The 12,069-nt window shown below is 37.7% G+C and carries 10 protein-coding genes; all 10 read right to left on the reverse strand.

The genetic code is table 11. The features are described 5' to 3' along the window. Window positions 1-144: 144 nt before the first annotated feature. Entirely contained in the window at window positions 145-2,055 is a 1,911-nt protein-coding gene (locus NSQ91_RS23980) for a hypothetical protein (RefSeq protein WP_076305316.1), read from the reverse strand. A 65-nt stretch (window positions 2,056-2,120) separates the two neighbouring features. Continuing rightward, window positions 2,121-4,028, reverse strand: coding sequence for an AAA family ATPase (locus NSQ91_RS23985; RefSeq protein WP_076305317.1), 1,908 nt, complete (start codon window positions 4,026-4,028; stop codon window positions 2,121-2,123). A gap of 20 nt (window positions 4,029-4,048) precedes the next feature. Beyond that, complete coding sequence (locus tag NSQ91_RS23990; protein WP_076305318.1) at window positions 4,049-4,522, reverse strand: ABC-three component system middle component 2; 474 nt, start codon at window positions 4,520-4,522, stop codon at window positions 4,049-4,051. Then, window positions 4,515-5,591 carry a trypsin-like serine peptidase gene (locus tag NSQ91_RS23995; protein WP_076305319.1) on the reverse strand — a complete coding sequence of 359 codons (1,077 nt, stop codon included), beginning with the start codon at window positions 5,589-5,591 and terminating at the stop codon, window positions 4,515-4,517. The genes NSQ91_RS23990 and NSQ91_RS23995 overlap by 8 nt, the downstream gene beginning before the upstream one ends. 22 nt (window positions 5,592-5,613) lie before the next feature. Next, the gene (avs1a, locus tag NSQ91_RS24000) at window positions 5,614-6,822 is read right to left on the reverse strand and encodes an AVAST type 1 anti-phage system MBL fold metallo-hydrolase Avs1a (RefSeq protein ID WP_076305320.1); all 1,209 of its coding nucleotides are present in this window, start codon (window positions 6,820-6,822) and stop codon (window positions 5,614-5,616) included. A 670-nt stretch (window positions 6,823-7,492) separates the two neighbouring features. After that, a complete protein-coding gene (locus NSQ91_RS24005) occupies window positions 7,493-7,771 on the reverse strand; it encodes an HAD family hydrolase (protein WP_076305321.1) in 279 nt (92 codons plus the stop codon). Continuing rightward, window positions 7,768-8,463: an MgtC/SapB family protein gene (locus NSQ91_RS24010; RefSeq protein ID WP_143763939.1), complete on the reverse strand. Its 696-nt coding sequence runs from the start codon at window positions 8,461-8,463 to the stop codon at window positions 7,768-7,770. The genes NSQ91_RS24005 and NSQ91_RS24010 overlap by 4 nt, the downstream gene beginning before the upstream one ends. 15 nt (window positions 8,464-8,478) lie before the next feature. Beyond that, window positions 8,479-9,438 carry a DUF1861 family protein gene (locus tag NSQ91_RS24015; protein ID WP_256716620.1) on the reverse strand — a complete coding sequence of 320 codons (960 nt, stop codon included), beginning with the start codon at window positions 9,436-9,438 and terminating at the stop codon, window positions 8,479-8,481. A 17-nt stretch (window positions 9,439-9,455) separates the two neighbouring features. After that, window positions 9,456-11,027: an extracellular solute-binding protein gene (locus NSQ91_RS24020; RefSeq protein WP_081391962.1), complete on the reverse strand. Its 1,572-nt coding sequence runs from the start codon at window positions 11,025-11,027 to the stop codon at window positions 9,456-9,458. 50 nt (window positions 11,028-11,077) lie between these two features. Further along, window positions 11,078-11,950, reverse strand: a complete 873-nt coding sequence (locus NSQ91_RS24025; RefSeq protein WP_256716621.1) for a carbohydrate ABC transporter permease — start codon at window positions 11,948-11,950, stop codon at window positions 11,078-11,080. Between the last annotated feature and the right edge of the window lie 119 nt (window positions 11,951-12,069).

Genomic DNA, 12,069 nt, shown 5'->3' on the forward strand with positions numbered 1-12,069 from the left:
CCAATTTTTTTTGTAAAAGTGATGAGACAGCTCCGAACTTATGATATAGGCGGCTTTAATGTTTCAGGAATGATTAAGCGACAAAGACCTTTTCGCAGGCGATATTCATAATTAGTTTATCGCCTCTAGCAAGAGATAGTTAATTTAATTCTTCTCATAAAACTGACTTTTCCAACTATGAAGGATATCTGATAATTTGCCTTTATAGTTATCATTCGATGAAGGAACTAATAGTATAACTAAAAGAGCAATCATATCCATAAAAAATGAGACTTCAAAATAAAAAGTGAGTTTAATAGCTATATCCAATTTAAAACCAATTAATAAAAATATGTAAGCATTCATCATAGTAATGGGCTTTATCGTTATAATCAAAATAACCAAAATAGGAAAAGATAGTTTCTTTAATTTTTTACTTCCCAAAATATTATCATAAGACATTACTCGGGCAATAATAATAGACAGAAAACTTAGCAAAACAAAAATACCAATTATTTGTTTTAGACTATTTAGAGTGTTATTTACATCAAAGTAATATAAGAAAGCTCCAATCAATGCAATATGAGGTAAAATTAAAATTGCCATCGATAGATAACTTCTTGTCAATGCAAATTTACTATACTCTGGTTTTAAGAAATCTCTAAACAATGCAAAGCTAGTATTAACAATAATTAAAAAAATATATATGATCGCAAAAACCACTCCGAATAAACCCACACCCTCTGATTCCTTGAAAAATATAAGTATAAAGGGGACCAGTGTAAAAAAATAATTAAGAGTAATCGAAGCACTACTCTTCATTGCTTCATCAGTAGTCATTCCTTCATTAATCTTTTGTAATTCAATAGTTTTTGAAATTGAAGTTACAAAGCTTAAAATAGAACCGAATGACATGAGAGTGTAAAACATAAAGTCATTTTTTAATAATTCCACCTTTCCACCTTCAGGAATTATTTGAAGGTAAATAATAATAAGACCGATAAAATGCACCACAAGCATCAAATACGCTAAAATAGGTTTTATTAATTCTGGGCTACTGCCACATAAAAAGTTGAACAAATTTTGACCAAACTTCTTTCCAAAATAGAATTGCAATCCTTCTAATATATTAGTTGAATTAATAAAACTTGAAAAATAAAAATCTTTTGCAAGAGGAGAAAATACTCTAAAAAATGTTAAAAAGAGAAAAATAAAGATTAACAAATAAAATACAATACCAAATCTATTAGCAATGTTAAAGTTTTCAATCAATTTTAGCATTAGGAATACTAACAAGAAAGAAGTGCCAGATGGAATATAGTGTTGAAAGGAAATCGAAAACTTTACCTTCCCAATTAAATATGTAGTACATAAATAAATAGATAACAATCCAATAAATACTGCCAACTGAACAAATAAATCTTCAAAATTAAGTTTTAGCCCACCATTAATAATTAGTGGATAAGAGATCAAGAGAATAATAATCATTGCTGAACTTTCTAAACTATTTCTTACTTTTTCGCTAAATGAAAAAACTTTATCAAAAAATCGTAGTAACAGCATAACAACTATATAAATGAAAACAACTGTAAACATCGCATCCGTTGATTGAGAAATCAAAAACACTGCTAACACTATTCCAAATAAATATCCCATCAATATATATTTACCAATATCAACAAAAAGAATAAATGCTATTACAATAATAGTAAATACAACAGGTTTTAATGGTTGATTATAAGCTGTACCCAACATAACTAAACCAACAGATATGAATGATAATTTCAATAATTTATCTACGATAACTATGAGATTGACTTTGAATACATTTGTTTTTTCTAACCCCCAAGTAACTCCTCGGCTCAGAATAGGAACAATTGGAATAAGAAGACTCTTAATGCCCAATTGATGAAGCCCGTATAATGGCACAACAATAATGGCCACAATTAACGATAAGGTAATAAGTATTTTTGATAATCGACGAATAAAATTATTAGGGTGATAAATATTTAGGATGAAAAATGGGAGCATAAGTAAAGGAAAAATAAATCCTACATAGATTAACGATATCGGCATTAATTCCTCCATATCTTCAAAACACTATCAACAACAAAAACCCTTCAGGCAGATATACAAAAAATTCAGTTCTCGTTTTCAGCATCATCAATTAATCCATAAGGCAAACCTTTGGTACCATCCCCATCAAATTTCGCTACTATATATTCGTCAGACAAAAAATCGGGATAACCATTATTGATTACTATCAATTGAATCTGATGTTTCTTTTCCTTATCCAATTTAAGAAAGAACTGAATTATTGAATTATAGATTCTTTCATCTTTGAATACTGCCTCATCTTTAGGATCTGCCCCTAAATTTTTTCGAGGTGTATCAATTATTAATAGTCCTGGATGTTTAAACTTTTCTTCGGTTCCAACAATTAATACACTAAGATAATATGCCATTGTTAACATGGTTACAGAACCTAGACTACCTATTTGACTATATTTTTTTCCTCTGATATATGGCAAATAGTCTTTTGCAGAGATATAGGCATTTGATAATTTAGGGAAATTAAAAGCCTTAAGAATTTCTTCATAGACCCTACTCACTTTGTTTATAACTGTGTCTTTGTCCATATTACTTGACTCTATATCCCTTACTTGCTGTTTCAGTCCATTTAGTATTGCATTCTCGCCTTGCAACTTATGTAGCATAAAATGAAACTCATTGATAATTCTTAATGTTTGTTCTAACTCTTTAAGTTGATTTTTATTTTCACCTAACTGCATATTTAATTTTTCGATTTCTTCAATATAGGGGCTAATATATTCCATTCTCAAGTGGTTTAATGTATTTTGTTCATTTACTAATAATGACTCTTCGTTAATTTTCTTAAATTCCAAGTCTCTAACAGTCTCATTTTGATCAATAATAAAAGTTGACAGTTTATTAAAACGCAGTTTCAGTCGATTAGATTCACTTTTATACACTCTTTGTTCTTCTTCAGATAAATTCTGAAGTATACTACCACACAACTCACAACCACCTTCATGTGGCACCAATTCATTTAAACATGATGGGCATACTTCAAATTTATAACGATTCAGTGTAATGGAGCCTTCTAATAAAAAATCAATCTTCTCAACTTCATTCCGATATTGATTTCTAAGCAAAGTTAATTTTTCAATATATTGCGCTTGTTCTAGAATATCTTTCTTAAGTTTATTGATTTCAATCTGTCTTTTTATAATAGATTCTTCTATTTCTGCTCCAGGTATTCCAAGTTGCTTTCTATTCGATTTCAAACTATATATATCCCCTTGTAATTCAGCAATATATAATTCAAGTTCATTTTTCTTCTTCCTATATGTCTCTAAATCCAACATATTTAAATTCTTAAGAAATTCAAATACACCTTGTCTTCTTTTTTCCAAGTCTGAAATTTTTTCACCTTGTTCTTTGATTTTCGCTTTGATCTCTGATAACATACTATCGAAAATGTTAAAAATAATTTCAAAGGTTGGTTTTCTTTTAATACTCGGACCCCAATTTTTTTCTTTCATTATATCTTCATTATCAATTTCTGTTTGTTTAAGATAACAGAACTTAAATATATCTCGAAAACTAAAGTTCTGATTGACTACCTTAATATCAATAAAGCCGAGTTGAGCAAGTAAAAAACGAGATAAGGAATCTTCATTTGCGGGAGAGTCAATAGGTAGTAATTTGAACTCATTACTATATTTCATTTCACTTTCCAAATATTCGAAAAGTTTTACTGGTCTGTCAAAGTCAAATAGCGGACGAACAATTTTAAACAATTTATTTCCTAATGTAATTTCCAGTTCAACATCAGTACAGCTGTTTCCAATTTCTATGTAATCTTTATGGTCTTCGGACCCCAAAGCATAATTTATTAATTCCACTATAGAAGATTTTCCAGTAGATGTTGGGCCAGAGATGTAATTTAATCCCCTTCTAAAATTAATTGAATAATTTTTTTTGCGCCCATTTAATGTCAACTTTTGAATGTATATTTTCCCCACTTTAATTTAGCCCCTTTATTTCATCTTTTTAAGCGAGACATACTTTTATAAATTATATCTTCTTCAATTTTAGTATCGCTTAGCTTGGAAACATACTTTTTCACATACATAGCTACAGATTTTAAATCATTAGAGTGTGTTGATTTCAAACTTTCGGTGATCTCTATACCTTTATTTGAAATAATATATACAAATTCATTACTTGCTATGTTTCTTGTAATTAATCGTTTTGCCATTAGATACCTTAGGTACATATGGTACTCTGCTCTGTCTGGTTTCCAATGATAATATGAATAGTAGTCGTAGTAACTTATCTTTTCTTCAGATTTTTCATCGTCAATCATCACCCGAGGATATTTCATGTAAAAATCAAACAGCATAATTTTGTCTAATGTTGTCTTTATAGTTTTTTGATTGTTAAAATTTGATAACAATACTAGAATTCGTGTTACATTTAAGATAAGCTCAGAATTAACTTCGGAAGCTTTATTCATTCTGTTGTTCCTCCTTCCGCAGCCTATATAGCCTTAAATTTTCCTCGTAATTTTTAACCCAGCCAATTTTACAGTTGTCTGACCATTGATGTAACATACCCTTTTTGGCATATAAACTAGCTGATAGATTTTTAGATAATAGAGCCGAATCTGCCATAAGCTCAATTTTTTCATATACACTTGACAATAATACAGCCCCGTTATTTTCATCATTATAACCAAGATGTTTACTGTGCCAATAGCTCCTTACGTCATTCTGCAAACGAGCTAATTCCTTAATTTCACTTTTCACTGATTTGCTTTTAACAGCGTTACTTAACATTTCTGCATGAAAGAATTCTGTTTGACAAAGTTGATGTTCAAAAATCTGCGCCGCTTCTAGTTTTTCAACAAACACGAAATCTTTATAATAATCTTCCTCAAGCTCGTAGAAGTAAGGGTCTATGTACTCATGAATATCAATATGATTATCACTAAGAACTTTCTCAAATTTAGAGACACCAATAGCTCCAAGTGAAATTGCTTTTCCTTTCTCCATCGCTTCAGTTATAAAGACTCCAACCAATCTACCATCAACCATTAAAGGTGCGCCAGATAACCCCGAGAAATCCGAAATTGGAGTTTGATGGCTCAAATCTATATTCCAATCATAGGAATTAAACTCTTCTTCACCAATAACCCTTGATATTTTATTTCCTACCCATTGACCACTTGACCATTTCACTGTTGGATAGCCAAATGTAGAATAATCGTCGCCGGCTCCCACCTCAAAATCTGAGAATCTTAAGTGACTGTGATTTACTGGTGAATCTAACTCAAGAACTACAACAGCGTCTGTAACTTCTCTCGTTACCGGTAATGCTCTCCTTACATTACGTTCACTTCCTATATTTAAAAATTCTAACACAATGGCAATAGAACCATCGTTTAAATGATTTTTAATATTATGAGTTGCGGTTATGACTTTACTCGGTGAAATTAAGAAGGCTGTACCCTTATCTAAACAATCCTCTGGTCCGCAAGTGAGCCTACACACAGAAGATGAGATCTCTTTTGCACTGTGCAACATTTATACACATACCCTTTCACAATCATAATTTAATATTTAAAATATTATTTTCCTTTGGATATACAAACGTACAGTTCAAATTTTTCTTTTCAATCATTTCTTGGATTTGTTGTGAATGAGTCGTTTTATAATTAAGATAAATTGATATTTCTTTTCCACTTGATTTTCCAGCTATTTTTGCAAGGGTACTGAGATCCGGATGACTGTGTTTGCTACCATCAGTTGATATGATGTATGTTGAGCAATTGAGAAGTTCTAATAATCGTGTAGTGGTATTCTTAGAACTTCCGTGATGTGATATTTTAACTAAATCAAACTGAACTTGACCATTCTCATCCTTAGTCATTTTTTCTAATTGATCGACTACTACTTCTGCATGAGAATCGCCTAAAAATAACATTCTTTTATTCGCGGCCTCCAGTATAAACGCAATGGACGATCCGTTTGTAACAGAAGTATCTTTTCTTGGCTTTTCGGAAATGAGGTCGTCAAATGAAACATATTGGGCAGATATTGGTTTGTGTATTTCATCTTCTTCACTTTCGCTTTCCATACGCAAGCTAAATTCGAATGCATCATCAAAAATAATGTCTTCAGAAAAAATAAAGTTATACTTCTCTTTCCTGAGCTCTTTCTCCCATTTCCCTCCTAATCTATTAAGTTTATTCGTATTTGGTGATAGTAATGTCACAGTGAAGTTTGAAAATGGAAAAGGCTCAGAAAAGTCATCAGAATTGACCGCTTTTCCCCCAAACTTTTGATTCCAGGGATATCCGCCCTTTAACAATAATGCCGCTAGTGTAGAACCCTGTTTAGCACTAATATCTTGAGATTCATTATTTATTTGCTCAGCTAATTTCTTCCCTTTCGAGATAATATCATTTAGTATTTCTAGTTCACGGTCTTCAATTTTTTTTTGCTTTGAGAATTGTAAGTGTTTATAACTATTGTGCCATACCTCCTTAATAAAGATGATTCTCGAAGAATTGTAATTAACATTTTCCGAAAACAATTCAACCATTCCTTCAATATGGTCCTCATCTATATGGGTCACTATTAGTAATTCTATCTCCTCCTTATTCAAGGCTAATTCTTGAAGACGAATTTTCAGAAAATCATGATATGTACTGCTAATTCCAGCATCAATAAGAATGTGACTTTTATCAACTGTAACAAGGAAGCAATCCCCTTCTGATGCTGGGAAAACTTCTATCATTAAATTAGATTCCAAATTTCCACTCCTTCCTCTTTTATTCTCTTTATTTCTTTTAATTTTACCAAAATAAGTTGGCGAAAGTTGTCGAATTCAGGGGCAGATGTAATAAAATCATAAACAACTTGTTAATTTCTTAAAATTTTAAAATTCAATAAAATAACGAAGTTTAGCTAAATAAAAAGTTATGATTACACTTGATTAAGAAACAAAAATTCTCTAGCTGGGGTTAATTCCATTAATGTGCAGCGTCACAAATGTGGTTCGATTATCAGCAGCAAGAACGGGAGCAGCTAATGCCAAGGAACCCACAAGGCTGTGTGTATCGTGAAAGCTTGAATATTTTTATCGCTGGACAATTAATTTGAATGAGTTAGATCTTTATTAAAATGCAACTACCACAACAAACAGCGCATAATTAATCTTATGCGCTGTTTATTGTGGGTTCCTACCTTTTAAGTTGATTGATTCTAACTTCTAACCAAGCCCGGTTTTGATGTATCATCAAAATCTGGTGAATCTCCTGCAGACAAGCCGGATCGTCGGAATGCATTCCGATTTTGAGCCATGGATCATCTTCGGGTCGCAGGATCTGCCCGGGCCAATTCTGCGCAGTGAATACTTCATTTACAGTGTAGGCCCAATACCGGCAATTGCTCTCAAGCGCCAGCGCGTAAAGCTCCTGAACCTAGTTATCCTCTAGCGTATGGCGAACCAGCAGGCTACCTGGAGCCCGCCACACCTCACTCCCGTTGACGGCAACAAGCGGAGAACGCAGGCCGAGCTGTTCGACATAAGGCGCAATACTCTGCACCTCCCGGCCCGTAGCGAACATTACGGCAATCCCTTGTTCAATCGCCCGGTGAATCCACTTACGGTTCTCTGTGGATATCTCATGGTTCCGGTTCAGTACTGTCTTGTCCATATCCAGTGCGAGCAGCTTATATTCCATTCCTTCATTCCTCACATTCCGATCTCCATTTGCTGTATTCCTGCGTCACGGTTAAGAGACATGGTGGATATCTTCTGCTTCATATCCGAATGCTTGCTGGATAGGACAAAATGCATTCTTACTGCACCGCCTTCCAGCATATCCATCTTGAAGGACTTCACCTTGATCCCCTCATCGCGGAAGAAGTTCAAAAAGATCCCGGGATCGCCTTCCTTCGCCACCGTTACCGTATACACTGCCGTCTTGCCGGACGGACGGATACGCTTTTCCACCCACTGGAGCACAAACAGACAGACCAGCACAGAAACAAAGGTGAGGATAGCCCCGTAATAGAAGCCGGCGCCAATGGCAATACCCATTGCGGCGACTACCCAGAGCGACGCGGCTGTCGTCAATCCGGAAATCGTATTTCCGGTGCGCAGAATCGTTCCGGCTCCAAGGAAGCCGATACCGCTGATAATTTGTGCCGCCAGCCGGGCCGGGTCCAGCCGGACATTAGGTTCCCCAGCAAATTGGCTGAAGCCGTAAATCGAGGTGAGCGTAATCAACGCCGAGCCCAGGCAGACCAGAATATGGGTGCGGAATCCGGCGTGATGCTGGCCCCGCTCTCTTTCCAGTCCAACGAGTCCACCGATCAGGAGAGCAAGGGCGATCCTGAGGCTAATATCCATATAGCCAATATGCCACACGTCTGGATTGGCAGTCATTATCACTTCATCCCTTTATACAATCTGTCCATATCCTTCGAATGGGTAATCAATCGTAATTCGGCCTGCCTGGCAATCACCGATTCCGCTGTACAGATCCACTTTACCGTCTTGTCGCATCACAATGCCGGAGGTGAAAGCGCAATCGACCAGAGCGGGCGTCTTGGCTGGCCCCGGAGGGTAGCAGGTACGGCTACCAATTAGATGTAGGTCTTCCGCTTTCCGGGTTCCCGGGTCGAAGACGAATGCCATGTTGAGATAGACCTTCACTTCGCCACCGCTTGCATCCTCATCCCGGTAACAGTTATGGCCGATAATACCGATCTTTCCGCTGTCCAGTAAGTATGCCTGATTGACCCCGCCCCACTCACCTTCGCCAAAGATGCCCGGGATATAAGGAGCTTGCTCTATTGTCTCGGCTGTAAGCTGATCTAGGCCGTCAAACACAGTAAAGCCAATCATAGATTCGCTACCATATTTACCCAGAGTCTCCGCTCCACGTGGACGGGAGAAGACTCCTATTCTGCCATCCTGCAATTCGACCAGGCGGATATCCTTCATCTTATTGGGACCTGTAGTGAAATAATACAAATTATGAAGATCCGTTCCCCTGTGAAAATATCCGAAATAGGTCTTCACCTTCCCCCCTTCCCGCTGGACATGAGTGCCGCCCATGACGATTTCGCTGCCGATCAGGCTGACATAAGGGTCTTCCAGCGTATAAATCATACTGCCCTGTACGAGAGTCCATTCATCCTGTCCAGTCTCCTCAAAGAGGCGAACCCAAGACCGTGCCCATTCATCGCGCCGCTCTACCCGGCCGAACAGATAGCGTTTGCCATCACGTTCAAAGGGGATGGTAATGTTGTATACATCAAATCCCTCAACCCCGTGAAAGCTTAGGATTGCACGATCATAAATTTGTTTAGTTACCTCAAATTGAATTCTTTGCTCTAGTAAAGTCAAACTACTCACTCCATTTCTTTTCTCTTTTATTTCCCTTGTTTGGCTTGATATTCATTGAATTGGCGAACATATTCGGCGACGACTTTATCCAAGCCTGCCTTCTTCATCTTGTCGAGTGCGGCGGGGAAGTCCTTGTCGAACTCTTGCACGCCCATGTAGATTGGGGTGATGCTCGCACTGGCTTCCGAGACAATATTAGTGTATTCTGTCCGCACATTGGTCGGATCGAATACAAAGTTAGCAGCGATGCTGTTTACCGCAGTTGGATTCGCTTCATACAGCACTTTATTATTTTCAGGAATGCTGTTCTCTAAATCAAACCGCATAAAGTTTACATTGCCATTCTGTGATTCCGAGCCCCTGTAACCAGGCTTGTTATTGTTGTTCGGATCATTAATAACCTTCATGCCCTTGTCGCCGTCTTTATTGTAATGTTTTCCTTCGATTCCATATTGCACTAGGTCGTAGTTCTCCTGGCTGTCCAGAATCCAATTCATAAACTTGACCGCTTCCTCAGGATGCTTACTTCCCACGGGAACCGCATTACCGTTTTTGAAGGTGAGCGGACGGAGATAGACTTTCTCCGGATTGAACCAAACGACTCCGACGTCATCCACTGTAGCTTGAGGATTGTTCTTCTGCAAAGTGCTCAAACTTCCCGCTGTGCCGAGGTTCACGAACCAGTCGCCGTTGTCGAGTTGAGCCTTAACCTGTTCCTGCTTCATGACGAGAATGTCCGGATTGGTCAGCCCCTTAGTGTACAACTTGCGCATAAATTCGGCGTCCTTCTTAAATTCTGCAGTTTCAATCCAGGACTTGACCTCACCCTTCTGATTTACATAGAAAAATTTATCCTTGACCGTAAACGGGAATGTTTCGTAGGTGCGATGTAGAATTGAGGTGTGCAGACTAACTGGATCGAAATCCGCCTTGGTTGCGAAGTAAGGTTTGCTGCTGCCCTTCCAGTTCTTCATCACTGTTTCCCAAGTGCTGATAAGCTCATCCGGAGTAGTTGGTTCCTCAAGATTATTTGCCCGGAGGATATCCCTGCGGATATTGAACTCGCCTTCACTCGCCATTTCCACCCAATAGGACGGAACTGTGTAGTATTTCCCATCGATTGTAGCACCGTCGAAAATATCATCGGGAATATTTTTTTTCAAATTTTGCCCATATTTCTCAATTGCCCCGCTGATATCAGCTAATGCTCCTCGGTTATAGTAGCTGGAGAACGGAGTACGGTCCTGCATAATATGGAACAGGTCAAAATCCTCACCGGTGGACAGCATAAGATTAAGTTTCTGGTCCCAGGCATCGCTCGGAATATAAATTTTCTCGACTTCCACTCCTACTCCGTCTGCAGCCAGCTTTTCATTAATTTTTTGATAGACTTCCTTGTAGTCTCTCGGTTCCGTGCCTGGAACAACATATTTAATCTTGACCGGTACTGTCTTATTCTCTTCATCGGCTGTCTGTGTGCCGGCAGCATTTCCTTTGCCCTCTTCATTCACCGTATTGCCGGAGTTATTGTTGCCGCATCCGGTGAGTGCGGTAACCGCAAGCATGGCTGCAAGCGCTAGAGAAAGACTTTTTTTCATGTAAAATCGACTCCCTTATAATTTTGTATATAAACCCCAGAGGGATTATATCAACCCTTAACTGATCCTATAACCAGTCCTTTAACAAAATACTTCTGTAAATAGGGATAGAGAAAAATGATGGGTCCAATCGTGACAATTGCTGTAGCCATCTTGACAGATTCAGCTGGGAGAGTGACGTCACCTGCTCCAGCCAGCATCGTCATCTCATTAAGCATGCTGATTTCAGATTTTAATTGCAGGAGCAAGAATTGTAGCGGATACAGACTCCTGTCATTAATCAACATAATTGCGTTCCACCAGTTGTTCCAGTAATCGAGCCCATAGAACAGCGCTATTGTTGCAAGCACAGGTGTACATAGCGGAAGATAGATCCGGAAAGCAATTGTTAAATCGTTTGCCCCATCTATCGTTGCCGATTCTCGCAGCGAGTCTGGCACTCCATTCATGAAATTGCGCACCAGAAAGAGATTGAAAGGGCTGAAAAGTAATGATGGAATAATCAATGCAAGAATATTATCAGTAAGCCCCAGCCAACGGTTCATTAAATACCAGGGCACAATTCCGGCGGAGAAGATCATCGTAATAAAAAAATAAAGTGACAGTGCATTGCGGTACTTCACACTCTTGTTGGCCAAGGTATAACCGGCCATGGAAGTAATCAGAATAGCCAGACTCGTTCCAACGAGCGTAACGAAGATCGATATCATGTAACTGTGCAGGACCTGCGATCCGCCGGTAAAAATTACTTTATAAGCATAAAAAGAGAATTTTTTGGGAAACAGGCTGTAGCCGTTCTTCAGAATTGTATCTTCATCCGTTATCGAAATCATCAGGACCAGCAGCATGGGCAATAGACACATCGCCGAATACAGGGTAACGCAGATATACATAATCATGTTGCTAATGGAACCCTTTTTCACTTTAACTCCTCCTAAAATTTTTGGAGCTTAGCTACCCTGATTAGACATCGTAAAAAACTCACTTTGAAAACATGGTCTCAGGGCATACCTCGGTAGGTTTAACTCAAAACAACACATTT

Origin of the sequence: Paenibacillus sp. FSL R7-0048 (assembly GCF_038004505.1) — a bacterium.
In the GTDB taxonomy this organism is placed as follows: Bacteria; Bacillota; Bacilli; order Paenibacillales; family Paenibacillaceae; genus Paenibacillus_AQ; species Paenibacillus_AQ odorifer.